Here is a 17,761-nt window from a genome sequence, read left to right as displayed (position 1 = left end):
GCTCAGCCACTACAAAAGACGCGGATACCCACTCACCTAAGTGCCGTTGCAGTACTAGGGCAGCGATGACGCCGGCGCGTCCGGTGAACAGCCCGGCGTGCGAGGTGTATTCCGAACTCACGGCGCGGGTGATGGTCTCGACGGCGTCGGCGAACCGGTCGTTCTCGCGATGGGCGAGATAGCAGCGCAGGACGGTCGCGAGGCCTGCCATGCCGTCGGCGAAGTCGGCGCGTGGAGTCGGCTCGCGCAGCGCCCATCCCGCTGAGGTGCTGGTCAGGCACGCCCGCAGGTCGCGCTCGAGCGCCGCGGCCGCGAGGTCGAGGTATCCGGTCTCCGACGTGTGCTCGGCCATGCGGATGAACAACAGCCCAGGGCCGCAGGCACCGCGCATCAAGCCGAACGGATGGGTGGGTGCGTCGCCGTCGGCAGCGAGCCTGTCGGCGGCGACACGGGTGACGCGGACAGCGGCTTGGCGCAGTGCGGAATCACCGGTGCGGGTGGCCAGGTGCGCGAGGTTGAGCCCGATGCCGGCCAGGCCGCCGAAGAGGTCCTGTCCGACCGTGTCGACGTTCAGGGACAGGCAGCGGTCGATGATGTTCGCGGCGGTGGCGTGGTGGCCGAGGTGATCGAGCACGAAGGCGAGGCCGTGCAGGCCGTCGTAGAAGCCCGGCCGGATGTCGTTGGCGGTGTGGTCCGCCCGGCGCACGAGCCACTCCTCGTGGTCGGCCTGGATCGTCGTGCCGGTAGCCGAAAGCGCGTAGAGGACTCCCGCGGCACCGTAGGCCATGCCAAGCCCACCGTCCGGAATGGTGAATTGCTGGATATCGCCCGGGAAGAGACGGTCGTCCCGATCGGGAGTGGCGCTGGAGACGATCGCCCTGCTCATCGACCGGCGAAGGTCTTCCCAGGACGAGGTCAACTCCTGCCAGTGCGCCATCGGCAAGGAGGGCTCGCGCGCCCGCACTGATGCGGCCGTGCCGGTGGTGGAGTCCTGTGCCGGTGCGATGATCGTGGCAACGGCCTCGTCGAGGAAGTCGGCGGGCACCGGAAAATACGCGCTGATCTGCTCGGCGAACAGACGTGCCCTGCCGGCATCCTGGAGCAACAGCGGAGTGAGTGGCAGGAATGAGAACAACCGCAGGCAAGCCAGCGCGTAGCGGTCGATCGCGGGTCCGAACAGCGGTTCACGGGACACGAAGCCAGGGTTGCCCATACTCGATCTGCGGTTCTCCGCCACAGGAGCGGCCACTTCGAAGTCGATGATCGTGGCCTCGCCGCTGTCGGCGACCAGAATGTTGGCCGAATGGAGGTCGCCGACGACGAATCCCCGCGCGTGGATCTCGGTCACCGTACTTTCGACGGCGGCACATACCCGGAGTGCCCAGGAAGCGTAGTCACGGGCGCGTTGCGGGCTCATCTCGTCGCGCATCAACGGATTCCGATTCCGCATCGCGGTGGACAACGGTTGCCCTTCGATGAATTCCTCCACCAGGAACTCGTGATCGGCGACCGTGAAGTAGCCGACATATCCCGGGACGCCCGGCGCGCCTTCGAGGCTCCTGAGAACGTCCCGTTCCCGGCGCAATCGCGCGACGGCGTCCGATCCGTCCGGTGCCAGGCCGGCGTGCGGCCGCGCCTCCTTCAACACCACTTTTTCGCCGGTCTTCTCACTCCTGGCCAGGTAAACGCCGCCACCGTTGGAGAAATGCAGCGCCTGTTCGGGAACATAGGGGACGCCTTCGAGGGTGACCGCGTTCCGCGCGGCCAGTGCCGGCTCCAGGAAACCCGGGACATCGACCCACGGGGGAACGGTGAACACCGGGTCGCGCCGGTCGGGAACCAGCGTTTCGTCCGGGGCTTCGATCACCGGCTCCCGGTCGCCGCCGGGCGTGGTACGAAACCGAGGGGCGAAGCCCCCGTAACGCACGTACAGGGGACCGTCGTTCCACCGGAGATCGCTGAGCACGTAGGGCCCCGGCTGACCGCCGATGATCGCGTCCAGCTCCTCCAGCACCGACTTGAACCGCACGTCGTCGGCGGGATAGATCGTGACCAGCTTGCCGCTGCCACCGCGGTTGGCGTATTTGCTGTTACGCAGGAAAAAAACTTGTCGACCGGCCAGGTATTTGAAAGGCAGCGCGGCCGCCAGACAGTAGTCCCAGACCGATTCGAGAACCTCGTCGGCGTTGTCCAAGCAGGCGGAGACATGCACCTTCCACCCTTGGGCTGGAGTCCGCGCATGGTCCGGTGCCAGCATCACCCACTCGCCATTCGCGTGACTGCGCCACCCTTCAGGCACCGTTCTTTTCGCGATCGCGAAACCCGGCTTTCCGGTCGCGGCAAGCTTCTCGACGGTCATTCGCCGCGGATTGTCGTAAAAGGTCGGATCCGCCACACAATAGGCTTCATAGCGCGCGTCAACCACGGCAACCCTTTCCTTGGCCCGACTTTGGGTTCCACGACAGCAGACCGATACAACCGGCTGGCGGGTCACCGGAAGTGCGACCTCGTTGGAATTACTGGTCCAGCGGCAGGTCCACCACCTTAGACGCCGGAACATTCCCGACACAAGAATGCAGGGAACCGGCGGACCGACGCACCGGCTTCGATGCTCCGAATGTCAGATCGCCCGCTGCCCGATCGGGCAGCGGGCACTTCCCCTACCGGCAAATGGCGCATTTCAGGCGCGCGACCGGCAGTCACGCACCCCAGTTGAAAATTTCATGCGAATCCCCGGAAGAGACCGCGGCGCGAATGTGTGTCACTTCCGGTCGGCCGGCTGCCAAAGCGCCAGCGTGGCGCCGCCGGGCTCCTCGACGACCACCACCGAACCCGGAGGCAGGTCGGTGCGCGGCTTGACGATGCGTGCCCCCAGTTCGACCGCGTGCCGGGCCGAGGAGTCCACGTCGGCGACCGGAACGTAGGGAATCCACTGTGGGCGCCGAGGGTCGCCTTCGGCCAGCGGAGTGAACCCGCCCCAGACCCCGTCCGCGCCACCCAGCATCGGCCCGGCAGGGGTCTCGGTGATCGCCCAGCCGAACAACTCGGCGTAGAAGCGGCGCGATGCGGACAGGTCGGCGGTCCGGACGTCGTGGAACACAAATTTCTGGGACATGCGTCCTGACTTTAGGACACGTGTCCCATCTTGGCAACCGGGGCGGTAGATTCCCAGGGGTGACGAGGACCAGACCTGTGATCGACAACAACCGGCGCGGCAAGCGGCAACAGATCATCGACGCCGCCAAGACGGTCCTGGCCCGCGACGGGCTCGCGGGATGCACCGCGCGCGCGGTCGCCGACGCGAGTCCGCTCACCAAGAGTGCCGTGCACTACTACTTCGACGACATCCACCAGATCGTCGACCTCGCGATGCGCGAACACGTGACGGCGATGGTGGCCGAGCTACGCCGGGCCGCCGACGCCGAGTCCGAGCCCGCCGAAAAGCTGTGGGCGGTCGTGCGCACCTACCTGGCCACGTTCGCCGACCAGCCCAACGCCGCGTTCCTGTGGTTCGAATACTGGATCGACACCGGCCGCAGGCGATCGGCCGAGGCCATCGCGGTCACGCTGGAGGACATGCGCGCCCTCCTCGCCGAACTGGCCGCGCGCCTGCCGGTCGACGACCCTGCCGCCATGGCCCACACGCTGCTTTCCTGGCTTCTGGGAACCCTTGTGCAGCAACAGATACGACCTCAGGACCCGACGCGCCTCCGACGCGAACTGGACTCCCTCAACGTCAGGCAATGAGGCCGGTCAGTGATGTCGAGCCGATATCGCCGAGGTTCTTGTTCACCGCCGGGGGCTCAGCCGTGGATGCGGCCGGGGCGTTCGCTGAGGCGCTGACCGCCGCCGCCCCACCGCAGGGCGATGATCTCGGCCGCGATCGATACCGCCGTTTCCTCCGGGGTCCGGGCACCGAGATCCAGACCGATCGGTGAGGCCAGCCGCGCCAGTTCCTCCTCGGTGACGCCTTCGGCGCGCAGCCGGTCCAGCCTGTCGTCGTGGGTGCGCCGGGAGCCCATCGCGCCGATGTATCCGATGTCCAGCCGCAGCGCGACCTCCAGGAGCGGCACGTCGAACTTCGGGTCGTGGGTGAGCACCGCGACCGCGGTGCGGCGGTCGATCCGGCCTGCCTCGGCTTCGGCCTTCAGGTACCGGTGCGGCCAGTCGACCACCACCTCGTCGGCGTCGGGGAACCGGCTCGCCGTGGCGAACACCGGCCGCGCGTCACACACCGTGACCCGGTAACCGAGGTAGGAACCCATGCGCGCCATCGCGGCGGCGAAGTCGATCGCGCCGAAGACCAGCATCCGGGGCGGGGGCTCGAACGAGTTCACGAACACCGACATGCCTTCGCCGCGGCGCTCGCCTTCGAGGCCGTAGTGCAGCGTCCCGGTCCGGCCCGAGGCGAGCAGCCCGCGGGCGTCGTCGGCCACGGCGTCGTCGATACGATCGCTGCCGAGTGTGCCCGAGGTACGGTCGGGCCAGATCACCATGTGCCGCCCGAGCCGTGCCGGATCCTCGTGCTCCACCACGGTGGCCACCGCCACCGGTTGTTCTTTGTGGACGGATTCGGTGATTTCCTCGAGTTCCGGAAGGGACTGCCGGTCCACCCGCTCGACGTAGATGTCGATGATCCCGCCGCAGGTGAGGCCGACCGCGAACGCGTCGTCGTCACTCACGCCGTAGCGCTGGAGCACTGGCTTGCCGTCCGCCATGACCTCTTGGCCCAGTTCGTAGACGGCGCCTTCGACACACCCGCCGGACACGCTGCCGACCACCTCGCCGTCCGCGGCGACGAGCATCGCCGCCCCCGGCGCCCGTGGCGCGGACGAAAACGTCGACACGACCGTGCCCAAGGCGACCTGCTCGCCATTGGCCCACCGCTTGTAAATCTCGTCCAGTACGTCACGCATCGCGTATCTCCACCAGCAGTCGTTCCAGGGTGGCCAGACTGTGCCCGGCCAGCAAGCGATCGAGGTGCGGGAGCGCCGCGGCGATGCCCGACTGCACCGGGGCGTAACCGTCGTGTCCCGCGTGCGGGTTCACCCAGAACACCGCGTGCGCCAGCCGGCGCATCCGGGCGAGTTGCTCGGCGAGCAGGCTGGGATCGCCCCGCTCCCAGCCGTCGGAAAAGATCGTCACGACCGCGCGCCGCGCGACCCCGCGCTGGCCCCAGCGGTCGAGGAACACGCGCAGCGTCTCACCCAGGCGGGTGCCCCCGGCGAAGTCGGCGACCGCCTGCCCGGCCGCCAGCATCGCCCGTTCCGGGTCACGCTGCCGCAACTGGCGGGAGACGCGAGTGAGCCGGGTGCCCAGCGTGAACACCTCGACGTCGGCCGGAGACCGCCGCACAACCACATGCGCGAACCGGAGCAGCGAGTCGGCGTACGGGCTCATCGAGCCGGAGACGTCGATCAGCAGCACCACCTTGCGACGCCGGCGCGACCGGGTGCGGTGTGCCAGGCGAACCGGCTCGCCGCCGCCCGCCAGCATCGCGCGCAAGGTGCGGTCCGGGTCGAGCGAACCGCGCCGCGCGGGCCGCTGCCGTTGCGACCGCCTGGCCGGCAGTTCGGGCCGCAGCACGGCGAGAAGTTCCCGCAGATGCCGGCGTTCGGCCGTGCTCAGCTCGGACAGATCGCGGTGCCGCAGCACCTCCACGTCCGTCGCGGCGACCCGCAGTTCCTCGGATCCGGCCCCGGACTCGCCGGCGTTCGCCCGTTCTTCGGCCATCGCGGCCGCTCGGGCCCGCTGTTCACGGCGGATGGTCGCCGGTCTGGGTTCCGGCGGCGCCGCGGCGAACCACTGCGCGAACGCGTCGTCATAGCGCGGAAGGTCGTCAGGATCGGCACAGAGGGTGACACGCCCGGCCCAGTACAGCTGCCCCGTGTCGGCGAGATCCACTCGCTCGACCGCGTCGAGGTAGGCCTGCACCCGCTGCGGACCGCACGGTAGCCCGGCTTCGCGCAGCGCGGTCGCGAAGCCCACCAGGCCGGTCAGCGGATCGGACGTTGTCACCACTCCATTCTTCCCCCAGGTTCCAACGCGCGACCGCCCTACTCTCTTCCGGCCTCCTTCGAAGGAGGCCCGAACCAGGTGGTGAGAGCGGCTTCCAGACCGTCGGTCCGCCCGTCCTCGCGGGCCCACGCCACATGCCCGTCCGGACGGACCAGCACCCCCGTCAGTGCGGGCCAGCCGGGGATTTTCGTTGCCAGCACGGCGATCCGGTCCCTCCAGCCTCGCGCGAGCGCGCGGAGATCCGCGTCATCGGCGGGATTCAGCAGTACCGGCCGCCCGTCCTGGACCCGCTCCCCGAACCGCGTGCCGTCGGCGAACTCGAAGTCGGGCGCGCCGCGGCCGATCAGGTCGTGCTCGCCGTCGATGGGATACCGGTGCAGCACTCCCGAGAGCTTCTTCGCGAGGTAGGTGGCGCCGTCCCCGGTGCCCAGCAGATCACCGACGACGTGGCGCAACGCGCGGGTCCTCGGGTCCGGGCGCATCAGCGCCACCTGCGCGCGCGTCCACTCCAGCACCCACTCGCCGATCGGGTGCCGCTCGTGGGTGTAGCTGTCGAGAAGTCCTTCGGGGGCCCAGCCCTGGATCGTCGCGGCCAGCTTCCACCCGAGGTTGACCGCGTCCCCGATGCCGAGATTCAGCCCCTGCCCGCCGAACGGGGAGTGGACGTGAGCGGCGTCCCCCGCCAGCAACACCCGTCCCTTGCGGTAGGTCGTGGCCTGCCGCGTGTTGTCGGTGAACCTGGTCGCGGTCAGCACTTTCCGCACGGTGACGTCCATTCCGGACACCCGGCGCAGGCTCGCCTGGAGTTCTTCGGCGGTGACCGGGGTTTCCCGGTCCTCGGGCGGACCGTCGAACTCCACGGTGAGAATCCGCCCCGGAACCGGGCCGTGCACGTAGATTCCGGTCTCCGTGCGGTTCCAGCCGGGAGAGAGAAGCTCGCCGCCTTCGAGCTCCACGAGTGCCTGCCGCCCGGTGATTTCCGGGCCCATGCCCGGAAATTCGAAACCCGCGAGCTTGCGCACGAGGCTGCGTCCCCCGTCACAGCCGACCAGCCACTTGGCACGCACTCGCCGGTCCCCCGCGTGCACCGTCACGGCCTCGGAGTCCGCTTGGAATCCGGTCACCTCCACACCACGGTGGATTTCGACCCCGAGTTCCGCCGCGCGGGCTCCGAGCGCCTCTTCGACAGCCTGCTGCCCGACCACCATGACCGCGGCCGCGGGCCCGGGATCGCGGAAAGCGAGGTCCTCCCTGTCGACCTTGTCCGAACCGACCATGATCCCGGCGAAGTGCCCGATCGGCGCGATGGCTTTCGGGCCGGATTTCGGGCCGGCTTGCGCCTCGTCGGGCCGTTGCCGGAAGAAATCCTTCATCCGTTCGAACGCCTGGCGCTGCTGTTCGGCCAGCACCGGCAGCAGACCGCGCCGGTACAACGCCTCGGCCGTGGGCAGGTTGACCGAGCCTGCCTTGATCGTCGGGTCGATCGCGGTCAGTCGCTCGAAGACCAGCACCTTCACCCCGGTCAGGCGCAACTCACAGGCCAGCATCAAGCCGACAGGTCCGCCCCCGGAGATCACCACATCCGTGTCCATGCCGCGATGATGGCACGAAACTTTGACTCGGTCTATCTTTTTGCCGGGTATAAGATCCTCGCATGGTGCGAGAGGGTCTTCGCGAGCGGAAGAAGCAAGCGACCCGGCGGATGATCGCCGACGTGGCGACGGGGATGTTCGTCCAGCGGGGCTTCGACAACGTGACCGTGGCCGAAATCGCCGAGGCCGCGGGCGTGTCGAAGATGACGGTGTTCAACTACTTCCCGCGCAAGGAAGACCTGTTCCTCGACCGGCACGCGGACCGGCTCCGGGAGCTGGAACAGGTCGTCCGCGAACGGCCCGCAGGTGAATCGGTGGTCGCCGCGATGCGCCGCCACCAGCACGAACTGCTGGCCGCGCGGCATCCGCTGTCCGGCGCGATCGAAGGGGCGCGCGGGTTCTGGCTCATCCTGAAGTCGAGCCGGGCGCTGGTGACCCGCACCTACGAGCAGGAACGCGAGACCCGCGACATGCTCACCGGCGTGCTGGCGGCGGAAATCGGCGACCGGGAGCGCGCCGCCATGGTCTCGGCCTTGCTCACCGCGACGCTCAACACGATCTTCGAGCATGCCGTCAACCGCATCCTCGACGGCGACGACGCCGACGAGGTGCGCCGGGACCAGGTGGGCGTCATCGACCGGGCCTTCGATCTACTCGAACAAGGCCTCGGGAATCTCAGCGTTTCGTGAAGAAGGTGTTCAGGACAGGAGGGCGTCCAGTTTGGCGCGGACGCGGTCCATGTCCTCGCTGTACTTGAGGACGGCGCCCAGCGTGCGTGCGGCCGTCTCGGCGTCCAGTTCGTCACGGTCGAGCGCGATCAGGGCCTGTGCCCAGTCCAGCGACTCCGCGACTCCGGGCGGCTTGAGCAACTCCAGCTCCCGCAGGCGGCGGACCGCGCCGGCGACCTGGGTCGCGAGGCGGTCGCCGATACCGGGCAGGCGGCGGCGCAGGATCGCCACTTCCCTGGCCAGATCGGGATGTTCGAGCCAGTGGTAGAGGCAGCGGCGCTTGAGGGCGTCGTGCACCTCGCGGGTGCGGTTGGAGGTCAGGATCACCAGCGGCGGCTGTTCGGCCCGCACCTCGCCGAACTCCGGGATGCTCACCGCGTTTTCGTCGAGCAGTTGCAGCAGGAACGCCTCGAACTCGTCGTCCGCACGGTCGATTTCGTCGACCAGCAACACACAGGGCGACGCCTTCAGCGCGCGCAGCAACGGCCGCGCCAGCAGGAACCGTTCGGTGTAGAGGGACTGTTCGGCGGCGTCGACATCGAGGTTTTCGCTACCCGCTTCGAGCGCGCGCAGGTGGAGGAGCTGACGCGGGAAATCCCATTCGTAGAGTGCCTGCGCGGCGTCGATGCCCTCGTGACACTGCAACCGGATCAGCGGCAGCTCCAGCGATTCGGCGAGCGACACCGCCAGCGAGGTCTTCCCGGTACCGGGCTCGCCCTCGCAGAACAGCGGCCGTCGCATGCGCAGCGCGAGGAACGCCGCCGTGGCCACACCTTCGTCAGCGAGATAACCGACGCGCTCCAGCGTCTTCGCGAGCTCTTCCGGAGAATTCACCATCACAGTATTTTTCCTTGAACGCGCCCACCCGATCTTGTGGCCAGGGCTCTCACTCCGCACACACCGTCCAGTCGGCCGGCAAGAGCCCTACCCCCAAGATCGGGTACCTTCGGGCGGCGCGTTCGAGTAGTCATTAAGCAGCTACCTTACGGTTTGAAGACTGGTCCACAAGAAACCAGCCTACGGTGTCAGATCGGAGGGGGTGTCGACGTCGGCGCCGCTGCCGAGGTCGGAGCAGTCGACCAGGAGCAGGTCCGGGCGGCCGGCGAGCCAGTCCCGGGCACCGCGATCGCCGCGCGCGCTGTCCGCGATCCCGGTCCACCAGCGGCGTCCGAAGAGCACGGGATGCCCGGGCACGCCGTCGTAGCACGCACGCGCCACGATGTCGGGCGTGGCCAGCGCTCGCAACCGCGCGATCACTTCGGCACCGATCCCGGGCAGGTCGACCAGGTGGACGAGGACGGCATCGGCATCCCCGGAAAGCGACCGCAGTCCCGTTCGCAGCGACGCGCCCATGCCGGTCGCCCAGTCCGGCGCCTCCACCGCGATCGACGGATCGGGCAGCAGCGCGCGTGCCTCCTCGGCCCGCGCGCCGAGGACCACGTGGAGCGGATCGCACCCGCCGTCGGCCAGCACCCGCAAAGCGCGCAGTAGCAACGGTTCCCCGTGCAACTCGACCAAGGCCTTGGGACGCCCGAACCGCCTGCCCGCGCCGGCCGCGAGCAACAGTCCGGCACACCGGCCGGGCGTTTCCGGGTCAGCCACGGCGCACCCGCGCCGGGGCGGGAACGAGATCCGCTTCGATGCGCTTCGCAGCGGCCAGCAACGGCGGCACCATTTCCTTTTTCACCTGCTCGCGCGAGGTGCGGCTCGCGTGGGTCGAGAGGTTCACCGCCGCCACGACTCTGCCGTTGCGGTCGCGGATCGGGGCGGCCACCGAGCGCAGCCCCTCCTCCAGTTCCTGATCCACCAGCGCCCACCCCTGTTCGCGGACCTTCGCCAGCTCGGCCTTCAGCGCCGCGGGCGTGGTCAGGGTGTGGGAGGTGAGCCTGTCCAGTCCGGCCCGGCCCAGGTACGTCTCGAGCTCTTCGGGGTCCGAACCGGCCAGCAGCACATGGCCCATCGAGGTGGCGTGGGCCGGGAACCGGGTGCCGACGTTGATGGACACGGTCATGATGCGCGACACCGCGACCCGCGCGACGTAGACGATGTCCGTGCCGTCGAGTACCGAAACCGAACTCGACTCGCCCGCCTCCGCGGAAAGCCGCTCCAGGTGCGGCTGCGCGACCTCGGGCAGCGTCATGCTCGACAGGAAGGCGTAGCCCAGTTCCAGCACCCTCGCCGTGAGCGAGAAGAGCTTCCCGTCCGTGCGGACATAGCCGAGATCTACCAGGGTGAGCAGGAACCGCCGGGCGGCCGCCCTGGTGAGGCCGGTCGCGCGGGCCACATCGGACAGGGTCAGTTCGGGTGAGCGGGCGCCGAACGCCCGGATCACCGCGAGGCCGCGCTCCAGCGACTGCACGTGGTGGGCACCGCGCGGTTCGTCCATGAGCTAACGGTAGTCGTGACGCGTCGAGACCGTGCCCGGCATGGCATCGCCCTTTCTCACTGTGCCGACGGTTCGTCCAACTCGGCCAGTGTCTTCTGCGCGATGGCGAAGGCGGCATTGGCCGACGGAACCCCGGCGTAGACCGCGGTGTGCAGCAGCACCTCGCCGATCTCGTCCGCGGTGAGTCCGTTGCGGAGCGCCGCGCGGACGTGCATCGCGATCTCGTTTTCGCACCGCAGCGCGGTCAGCACGGCCAGCGTGACGCAGCTTCGCGTCCTGCGGTCGAGTTCGTCCCTGGTCCAGATCGAACCCCACGCCGCCCGGGTGATGTAGTCCTGGAAGCGTTCGGTGAACGCCGTGGTGTTCGCGACGGCACGATCGACGTGCTCGTCCCCGAGCACCTCGCGCCGTACCACCATCCCCGCTTCGAATACGTCGTCGCTCATTTCGCCGCTCGACTCCTGTCCTTCTACGCGCCCAGCCGATCTCGTGGCGAGGGCTCGCCCGTGTGCCCAGCCTTACAGTTCACGGCTCGGGAGCCCTGCCCCCGAGATCGGCTACCTTCGGACGGCGCGTGTGCCCACTCACCTTTGATCACACACCTCACCTCAATCCTGAGTGCCTTTGAGATGGTCGATGATCAGTTCGTTGAAGCGCTCGGGCTGCTCGAAACTGCCGAGATGCGCGGCATGGCCGACGAGTTCGAATCGCGCCGCCGGAAGGTGCTCGGCGATGAGCCTGCCGTGGTCGGCAGGCAGTGCCGGGTCGTCGGCGCCCGAGATGACCAGGGTCGGCACCCATACTCCGGACAAGTCATCGACGAGGTCGACGTCGGCCAGGACCTCGCAGCACGAGGCATAGCCCTCGGCCGGGGTGGTCGCGGTCATCTCCCGCATCCGCGCGGCGGCTTCGGGATTCGCGTCGCGCCAGGCCTGCGTGAACCACCGGGTGACGCTGCCGTCGGCGACCTCGTTCATGCCCTCGGCCCGCACCTTCGCCGCCCGGTCCAACCACATCCGCCGGTTGCCCGGCCGGGCCGACGTGCAGCACAACGTCAGGCTCCGCAACCGGTCGGAAGCGTAGATCCCGAGCCACATCCCGGTCATGCCACCGAGCGAAAGGCCGACGAAATGCGCCGATGGCACGTCCAGCAGGTCCAGCAGCGCCACCACGTCACCGGCCAGTTCGTCCAGCGTGTACGGGCCGCGCGGGACGCGGGACCCGCCGTGGCCGCGCGTGTCGTAACGGACGACACGGAAACCGTTGTCCACCAACGGTTTCACCTGTGGATCCCACATGGCCAGGCTGCTGCCGAGCGAGTTGGAGAGCACGACGACGTCACCATCGTCGCGACCTTCGATCACATGGTGGACGTCCACGCTCACGTCTCCTTCTTCTCGTAAGCGGTAAGGGCGCGCTCGACGAACACCATCGCGCTGCCCAGATAGCGAGCCGGATCGAGCAGCTCACGGATTTGTTCGAGACCGAGATGCTTGCCCACCAGCGGATCATCGGCCAGCAACTCGGCCAGGTCGGCCTCGCCCGTGAGCGCGCGCCTGGTGCAGGCGGCCACCGCGTCGTGCGCCGCGAGCCTGCCCACGTCCGGCGCCAGTGCCGTGGTGACCCGCTCGGACAACAGCGCTCCACCGGTCGCGTCCAGGTTGACGCGCATCCGGTCCGGATCGACGACGAGCCGTTCGAGGCTGGCGCGCAACCAGTGGACCGCCGAACCGGTGCAGCGGAACAACTCCGTGAACGGGCGCCACTCGGCGTGCCAGGCCGCGGCCGCGCGCTGGTGCTCGTGCGCCATCGAAGCCAGCAACGTGGCCACGAGCCCGGGCGCCTGCCGCGCCGCCGCGCGCGCGGCCACCGCGGCCACGGGATTTCGCTTGTGCGGCATGGTGGACGAACCTCCGGCGCCTTCGGCCTCCTCGTGCACCTCGGCGACCTCGGTCTGCGCGAGCAGGACGATGGTGCCCGAGACACCGTCGACGATGCCGCTGGTTTCACCGAGGGCTCCGGCGAGTTCGGCGATCCGGCTGCGCTCGGTGTGCCACGGCAGGTCCGGTTCGGGCAGGCCCAGCCGCTTACTGAACGCGGTGAGCACGGCGGGCCCTTGTTCGCCGAGAGAGGCGAGCGTGCCGGTCGCCCCGCCGAGCTGTGCCGCCAGACGGGGGGAACGCAGTCTCGCGGCCGCCGCGTCCAGGCCCGACAGCCAGCCGGCCGCGGTGAACCCGAACGTCACCGGCAAGGCCTGCTGGAGCAACGTCCGTCCGGCTTGGACGGTCGAAGCGTGCGTGCGAGCCAACTCGGCCGCGTGGGCGGCGCAGGCATCGAGATCCTCGGTCAACGGTTCGAGCGCCCGCCTGGCGAGCAGCATCGCCGCGGTGTCCACGATGTCCTGACTGGTCGCTCCGAAGTGGACGTAGCGGGCGGCCTCGCCACCGGTCCGGGCGGTGATCTCCCGGACCAGGGGCGCGGCGGGGTTGCCCACGCCGACCGACTTCGCGCCGATCTCGGCCGCGTCGAACGATTCCTCCCGGCACACCCGCGCGATCCGCTCGGCATGCTCGCGCGGAATCACTCCGGCGTCGGCTTCCGCCAGGGCGAGTGCCGCTTCCGCGTCCAGCAACGCGCGCAGCCAGGCGGCGTCGCCGACCGCGTCCCGAACGGCACCCGCCGCGAGAATCGGATCGAAGAGCTCGGACACCGGAGAATCCCTACACGTCGAAGAAAACGGTCTCGCCCTCGCCTTGGAGACGCACGTCGAAGCGGTAACCGTCGTCGGTCCGGGTGGCGATCAACGTGTCACGACGATCTCCCGGCACCGAGCCGAGCACCCCGTCCGCCGCGTTCGCCTCGGCGTTCTCCGGGAAATAGATCCTGGTCACGACCCGGTCCAGCAGACCACGCGCGAACACCGAAACGTCGATGTGCGGGGCCTGCTTCTTGCCGTCGTTACCGGGAACCGCGCCGGGGAGCATGGTCAGGATGGCGTACCGGCCCTCGGGATCCGTCGCGCAGCGGCCGAAGCCACGGAACCCGGCGACCCGGCCACGGGGATCGTCGGGATGGTCGAACCGGCCCGCCGTGTCCGCCTGCCAGGTCTCGATCATCGCGTCCGGAATCGGATCGCCCGCGCCGTCGGTCACCGTGCCGCGGATCCACACCGCGCCCGGCGTGCCTTCGGGCACCACCGTCGGCCCGTCCTCCCAGGGCAGGCCGATCGCCAGATAGGGTCCGACAGTCTGGGATGGCGTCGTCACTCGTCGTCCTCTTCCTCTTCGAAAACGGAGGCCTCACGACCCCTGACCACGATGTCGAACTCGAAACCGAGCGCCCAGTGGTCGGTGGTGCGGCTGTGGTCGTAGCGCGAGATCATCCGCTGCCGCGCCTTCTCGTCGGGCACCGAGTTGAAGATCGGGTCCTGGAAGAACAGCGGGTCGTCCGGGAAGTACATCTGGGTGATCAGCCGCTGCGTGAACGCGGTGCCGAACACGGAGAAGTGGATGTGCGCCGGCCGCCAGGCGTTGTCGTGGTTGCGCCACGGGTAGGCGCCGGGCTTGATCGTGGTGAACTCGTAGCGCCCTTCGGCGTCGGTGACCGCGCGGCCCAGCCCGGTGAAGTTCGGATCCAACGTGCCCGGCCACTGGTCGCCGATGTGCCGGTAACGGCCGGAGGCGTTGGCCTGCCAGATTTCCACGAGCGAGTCGCGAATGGGCCTGCCATCGCCGTCGAGCAACCTGCCGTGCACGACTATGCGCTGGCCTACCGGCTCTCCTTCGTGCTGGCGGGTCAGGTCGTTGTCGAGTTCACCGACCCTCCCCGGGCCCAGCAGCGGGCCGGTCACCTCGGTCAACTGCTGTGGCAGCAGCACGAGCGGCTCCTTGGGGTGCCGCAGAGAGGTGGAACCGTAGCCGGGCGAGTTCAGCGGGGGGTGGGTGCCCTCCGGGTCCCGCCGGTAGCGCGGCAGGATCAGCCGGTCGCTGGTCGGTGCTGCCATAGCCTGTCCTTTCTCTTGCCTCATACGCCGGCGGGCTTGAACCGCGCTCAGTGCCTCTGGTCGCTCCCAGCACGGTGCCGGTCGCGCGTTTCTCTACGCCCGTTTCTCATGCCTCGAGGACGACCGCGAGGCCTTGCCCGACCCCGATGCAGATCGCCGCGAGTCCCCAGCCGCCACCGCGGCGGCGCAGGTCGTGGGCGAGGGTGCCGAGGATGCGGCCCCCGGAGGCGCCGAGCGGGTGACCGATGGCGATCGCGCCGCCGTGGACGTTGACGATCGCCGGATCGAGTTTCCGCCATTCGGCCAGGCAGGCCAGCGACTGCGCGGCGAACGCCTCGTTCAGTTCGACCGCGGCGAGGTCTTCCCACCCGATCCCGGCCCGCTCCAGCGCGATCTCCGCCGCGCGCACCGGCCCGATGCCGAAGATGTCCGGATCCACCCCGGCCGCGCCGCGCCCGGCGATCCGGGCCAGCGGTGTCCGGCCGAGGCGGTCGGCGGCCTTCCGGTCGCCGAGCAGCACCGCGGAGGCTCCGTCGTTGAGCGGCGAGGCGTTGCCCGCGGTCACCGTGCCGCCCTCGGCGCGGAACGCGGGCTTGAGCTTCGCCAGTTTGTCTATTGTGGACTCAGCCCGGATGCCCTCGTCGCGGGTCAGGTCGGTACCGGGCACCGGCACGACGAGGTCGTCGTAGAACCCTTCGTCCCAGGCCTTCGCCGCGTTGAGGTGGCTGCTCAGGGCGAACTCGTCCTGCGCCTCGCGGGTGATGCCGTACCGATCGGCCAGACGCTCGGTGCTTTCCCCGAGCGAGATCGTCCACTGGTCCGGCATTTCGGGGTTGACCATCCGCCAGCCCAGCGTGCTCGAATGCAGGGTCTGGTTGCCTGCCGCGAACGCCTTCTCCGGCTTGAGCAGGATCATGGGGGCGCGGCTCATGGACTCCACCCCGCCGGTGACGACCAGAGAAGCGTCGCCCACCGCGATGGACCGGCTGGCCTGCATGGCCGCGTCCAGACCCGACCCGCACAGGCGGTTGACCGTGCTGCCGGGCACCGTCGTGGGCCACCCGGCGAGCAGCGCGGCCATGCGGGCCACGTTGCGGTTGTCCTCACCGGCCTGGTTCGCGTCGCCGAGCACGACTTCGTCCACAGTGGACGGATCGAGACCGGTGCGGGCGGCCAGTTCCCGCAGCACGTGTGCGGCGAGGTCGTCCGGGCGGACTCCGGAGAGCTTTCCGCCGTAGCGGCCGAACGGGGTGCGGAGCGCGTCGAGTACGAAAACTTCGTTCATTTACCAATCCGATCCGAAGTAGGCGGATACGGTCCGCGGCCTTCCCGCTTGTCGACATCCGTTTCCGCCGTGGCTGCCGTCGGATTGGTAACGGATGACGCAGTCGCCGCCTTCAACTCACGCAGGGTTTTCAGCTCGGTTTCCGTGGGGGCGGGGGTGCGGGACAGCTCCGGGGAAACCTTGAGGTCCCAGCCGGTCGCCGCGCGCACCTGCTCGACCTCGACCCCCGGATGGATCTGGGAAAGCACCAGTTCGGCGGTGTCCGGGTCCGGCCGGAACACGCCGAGATCGGTGATCACCAACGTGGGACCGGCACCCCGCAGGCCCAGCTTCTCCCGCTCGCCCTTGCCGCGGCCGTGGCCGAACGAGGTGACGAAGTCGACCTGCTCGACGAAGCTGCGCTTGCTCTGCCGGACCACCACGAAGACCTCGTGACAGGAGGCGGCGATCTCCGGCGCGCCACCGGCGCCGGGAAGCCGTACCTTGGGCCGGTCGTAGTCGGGGCCCACGACCGTCGTGTTGATGTTGGCGAACTTGTCGAGCTGCGCCGCGCCGAGGAAGCCGACGTCGATACGGCCGGGCTGGAGCCAGTAGTTGAACACCTCGGGCACGCTGATCACCGCGTCCGCGGTTTCGGCGAGGATGCCGTCACCGATGGAGGCGGGCAGCCTGCCGGGTTTCGAACCGAGCGTCCCGGATTCGTAGATGAGCACCAGACCGGGCGCGTGCGTGCGGCGGGCGAGGTTGGCGGCGGTGGAGGGCAGCCCGATCCCGACGAAGCAGCGTTGCCCGTCGCCCAGCGCGCGGGCGGCCGCGATCGACATCATCTCGTCGGCGGTGTACGTCGCTTCCGGCTCGGTCGATGTCGCGGTCATCGCGCTCCCTCCGCGGTGTCCAGGCGAGCGTCAGGGTGGGTGTCGGTGCGCTGTGAGAACACCTTCTCGTCGAGCCAGCGCTGGAACGAGTCCCTGTCCCGCCCAACGGAATCCCAATATTCGTAATACTCGTTGTCGCGCTCGTAGTAGCCCTGCGCGTAGGAAGGATGCGCGCCGCGTGGCACCTCCGCGACCGCGGTGACGGCCCAGGCGGGCAGCACCATCCCGCCGGGCACGGGGGTCAGCTCGTCGACGATCTCCTCCACCGTGACCAGGCTTCGCTTGGCCGACAGCACGGCCTCCTTCTGCACTCCCACCAGTCCCCAGATCTGCACGTTGCCGGCCCGGTCGGCACGTTGTGCGTGGACGACGGCGACATCCGGGTTGAGCGCCGGGACCGCGGTCAGGCGTTCTCCGGTGAAGGGGCAGGTGATCGGCTTGATCGTGTCGGTGTGCCGGGGCAGGTCGGTGCCGGTGTAGCCGCGCAGCACCGCGAACGGCAGGCCCGAGGCGCCCGCCACATAGCGATTCGCCATCCCGGCGTGACTGTGCTCCTCGATCTCCAACGGTGCCGGCCAGGAGTTCTGCACCGCGTCACGGAACCGGTGCAGCGAGCCGACGCCGGGGTTTCCGCCCCAGGAAAAGATCAGCTTGCGCGCGCAACCCGCGCCGATGAGCTGGTCGTAGATGACGTCCGGGGTCATCCGCACCAGCGTGAGATCTCGGCGCCTCTGACGGATGATCTCCTGCCCCGCGGCGTGGGGGATCAGATGGGTGAACCCTTCGAGAGCGACGGTGTCGCCGTCGTGCACCAGACTCGCGACGGCGTCGCGGAGCGACATTATCTCGGCCATACCAACATCCGTTCGCATGT

The 17,761-nt window shown here is 69.0% G+C and carries 18 protein-coding genes; 2 read left to right on the top strand and 16 right to left on the bottom strand.

The window, feature by feature from the left end:
- Nucleotides 1–2,359 (bottom strand): class III lanthionine synthetase LanKC (lanKC, locus tag ACFSXZ_RS24975; RefSeq protein WP_378267564.1); only part of this gene is annotated, 2,359 nt, incomplete at its 3' end.
- Between the two features lie 402 nt (nt 2,360–2,761).
- Complete coding sequence (locus ACFSXZ_RS24970) at nt 2,762–3,115, bottom strand: VOC family protein (protein ID WP_378267563.1); 354 nt, start codon at nt 3,113–3,115, stop codon at nt 2,762–2,764.
- Between the two features lie 59 nt (nt 3,116–3,174).
- Between ACFSXZ_RS24970 and ACFSXZ_RS24965 the strand changes: the two genes are divergently transcribed.
- Nucleotides 3,175–3,747: a TetR/AcrR family transcriptional regulator gene (locus ACFSXZ_RS24965; RefSeq protein ID WP_378267562.1), complete on the top strand. Its 573-nt coding sequence runs from the start codon at nt 3,175–3,177 to the stop codon at nt 3,745–3,747.
- 56 nt (nt 3,748–3,803) lie between these two features.
- On the opposite strand, the gene ACFSXZ_RS24960 is transcribed toward ACFSXZ_RS24965, so the two are convergent.
- The 3 genes from ACFSXZ_RS24960 to ACFSXZ_RS24950 are packed head-to-tail and all read right to left on the bottom strand — an operon-like array spanning nt 3,804 to nt 7,610.
- Nucleotides 3,804–4,916: an XdhC family protein gene (locus ACFSXZ_RS24960; RefSeq protein ID WP_378267561.1), complete on the bottom strand. Its 1,113-nt coding sequence runs from the start codon at nt 4,914–4,916 to the stop codon at nt 3,804–3,806.
- Nucleotides 4,909–6,021 carry a vWA domain-containing protein gene (locus ACFSXZ_RS24955; protein WP_378267560.1) on the bottom strand — a complete coding sequence of 371 codons (1,113 nt, stop codon included), beginning with the start codon at nt 6,019–6,021 and terminating at the stop codon, nt 4,909–4,911. The genes ACFSXZ_RS24960 and ACFSXZ_RS24955 overlap by 8 nt, the downstream gene beginning before the upstream one ends.
- Nucleotides 6,022–6,056: 35 nt before the next feature.
- Nucleotides 6,057–7,610: an FAD-dependent monooxygenase gene (locus ACFSXZ_RS24950; RefSeq protein WP_378267559.1), complete on the bottom strand. Its 1,554-nt coding sequence runs from the start codon at nt 7,608–7,610 to the stop codon at nt 6,057–6,059.
- A gap of 62 nt (nt 7,611–7,672) precedes the next feature.
- On the opposite strand from ACFSXZ_RS24950, the gene ACFSXZ_RS24945 reads away from it, so the two are divergent.
- Nucleotides 7,673–8,299, top strand: a complete 627-nt coding sequence (locus ACFSXZ_RS24945) for a TetR/AcrR family transcriptional regulator (protein ID WP_378267558.1) — start codon at nt 7,673–7,675, stop codon at nt 8,297–8,299.
- A gap of 9 nt (nt 8,300–8,308) precedes the next feature.
- On the opposite strand, the gene ACFSXZ_RS24940 is transcribed toward ACFSXZ_RS24945, so the two are convergent.
- From ACFSXZ_RS24940 to ACFSXZ_RS24890, 11 genes are all read right to left on the bottom strand, one after another.
- Nucleotides 8,309–9,175 carry an AAA family ATPase gene (locus tag ACFSXZ_RS24940; RefSeq protein ID WP_378267557.1) on the bottom strand — a complete coding sequence of 289 codons (867 nt, stop codon included), beginning with the start codon at nt 9,173–9,175 and terminating at the stop codon, nt 8,309–8,311.
- Nucleotides 9,176–9,355: 180 nt separating this feature from the next.
- Nucleotides 9,356–9,940 carry a nucleotidyltransferase family protein gene (locus tag ACFSXZ_RS24935; RefSeq protein ID WP_378267556.1) on the bottom strand — a complete coding sequence of 195 codons (585 nt, stop codon included), beginning with the start codon at nt 9,938–9,940 and terminating at the stop codon, nt 9,356–9,358.
- Entirely contained in the window at nt 9,933–10,724 is a 792-nt protein-coding gene (locus ACFSXZ_RS24930) for an IclR family transcriptional regulator (RefSeq protein WP_378267555.1), read from the bottom strand. The genes ACFSXZ_RS24935 and ACFSXZ_RS24930 overlap by 8 nt, the downstream gene beginning before the upstream one ends.
- A 56-nt stretch (nt 10,725–10,780) precedes the next feature.
- Entirely contained in the window at nt 10,781–11,170 is a 390-nt protein-coding gene (pcaC, locus tag ACFSXZ_RS24925; protein WP_378267554.1) for a 4-carboxymuconolactone decarboxylase, read from the bottom strand.
- 162 nt (nt 11,171–11,332) lie between these two features.
- Nucleotides 11,333–12,103, bottom strand: coding sequence for a 3-oxoadipate enol-lactonase (gene pcaD / locus ACFSXZ_RS24920; protein WP_378267612.1), 771 nt, complete (start codon nt 12,101–12,103; stop codon nt 11,333–11,335).
- A gap of 2 nt (nt 12,104–12,105) precedes the next feature.
- Nucleotides 12,106–13,434, bottom strand: coding sequence for a 3-carboxy-cis,cis-muconate cycloisomerase (gene pcaB / locus ACFSXZ_RS24915; RefSeq protein ID WP_378267553.1), 1,329 nt, complete (start codon nt 13,432–13,434; stop codon nt 12,106–12,108).
- 10 nt (nt 13,435–13,444) lie between these two features.
- Nucleotides 13,445–13,990: a protocatechuate 3,4-dioxygenase subunit alpha gene (gene pcaG / locus ACFSXZ_RS24910; RefSeq protein WP_378267552.1), complete on the bottom strand. Its 546-nt coding sequence runs from the start codon at nt 13,988–13,990 to the stop codon at nt 13,445–13,447.
- A complete protein-coding gene (gene pcaH, locus ACFSXZ_RS24905; protein ID WP_378267551.1) occupies nt 13,987–14,727 on the bottom strand; it encodes a protocatechuate 3,4-dioxygenase subunit beta in 741 nt (246 codons plus the stop codon). The genes pcaG and pcaH overlap by 4 nt, the downstream gene beginning before the upstream one ends.
- A 106-nt stretch (nt 14,728–14,833) precedes the next feature.
- Complete coding sequence (locus ACFSXZ_RS24900; RefSeq protein ID WP_378267550.1) at nt 14,834–16,012, bottom strand: thiolase family protein; 1,179 nt, start codon at nt 16,010–16,012, stop codon at nt 14,834–14,836.
- Entirely contained in the window at nt 16,009–16,887 is an 879-nt protein-coding gene (locus tag ACFSXZ_RS24895; protein ID WP_378267549.1) for a CoA-transferase subunit beta, read from the bottom strand. Before ACFSXZ_RS24895 ends, ACFSXZ_RS24900 begins: the two co-directional genes overlap by 4 nt.
- On the bottom strand, nt 16,884–17,741 hold the full coding sequence (locus ACFSXZ_RS24890) for a CoA transferase subunit A (RefSeq protein ID WP_378267548.1): 858 nt from the start codon (nt 17,739–17,741) through the stop codon (nt 16,884–16,886). The genes ACFSXZ_RS24895 and ACFSXZ_RS24890 overlap by 4 nt, the downstream gene beginning before the upstream one ends.
- Between the last annotated feature and the right edge of the window lie 20 nt (nt 17,742–17,761).

The organism is Amycolatopsis pigmentata, assembly GCF_042684065.1.
GTDB lineage: Bacteria > Actinomycetota > Actinomycetes > Mycobacteriales > Pseudonocardiaceae > Amycolatopsis_E > Amycolatopsis_E pigmentata.
The sequence above is the reverse complement of the archived record's forward strand: the minus strand, read 5'-3'. Positions and strand labels throughout refer to the sequence as shown.

Coding starts and splice junctions, on each gene's coding strand:
- ACFSXZ_RS24950 (WP_378267559.1), bottom strand. CDS start 7,610: ATGGACACGGATGTGGTGATCTCCGGGGGCGGACCTGTCGGCTTGATG.
- ACFSXZ_RS24895 (WP_378267549.1), bottom strand. CDS start 16,887: ATGACCGCGACATCGACCGAGCCGGAAGCGACGTACACCGCCGACGAG.
- ACFSXZ_RS24940 (WP_378267557.1), bottom strand. CDS start 9,175: ATGGTGAATTCTCCGGAAGAGCTCGCGAAGACGCTGGAGCGCGTCGGT.
- ACFSXZ_RS24890 (WP_378267548.1), bottom strand. CDS start 17,741: ATGGCCGAGATAATGTCGCTCCGCGACGCCGTCGCGAGTCTGGTGCAC.
- ACFSXZ_RS24960 (WP_378267561.1), bottom strand. CDS start 4,916: ATGCGTGACGTACTGGACGAGATTTACAAGCGGTGGGCCAATGGCGAG.
- ACFSXZ_RS24930 (WP_378267555.1), bottom strand. CDS start 10,724: ATGGACGAACCGCGCGGTGCCCACCACGTGCAGTCGCTGGAGCGCGGC.
- pcaH (WP_378267551.1), bottom strand. CDS start 14,727: ATGGCAGCACCGACCAGCGACCGGCTGATCCTGCCGCGCTACCGGCGG.
- pcaC (WP_378267554.1), bottom strand. CDS start 11,170: ATGAGCGACGACGTATTCGAAGCGGGGATGGTGGTACGGCGCGAGGTG.
- ACFSXZ_RS24970 (WP_378267563.1), bottom strand. CDS start 3,115: ATGTCCCAGAAATTTGTGTTCCACGACGTCCGGACCGCCGACCTGTCC.
- ACFSXZ_RS24945 (WP_378267558.1), top strand. CDS start 7,673: ATGGTGCGAGAGGGTCTTCGCGAGCGGAAGAAGCAAGCGACCCGGCGG.
- ACFSXZ_RS24900 (WP_378267550.1), bottom strand. CDS start 16,012: ATGAACGAAGTTTTCGTACTCGACGCGCTCCGCACCCCGTTCGGCCGC.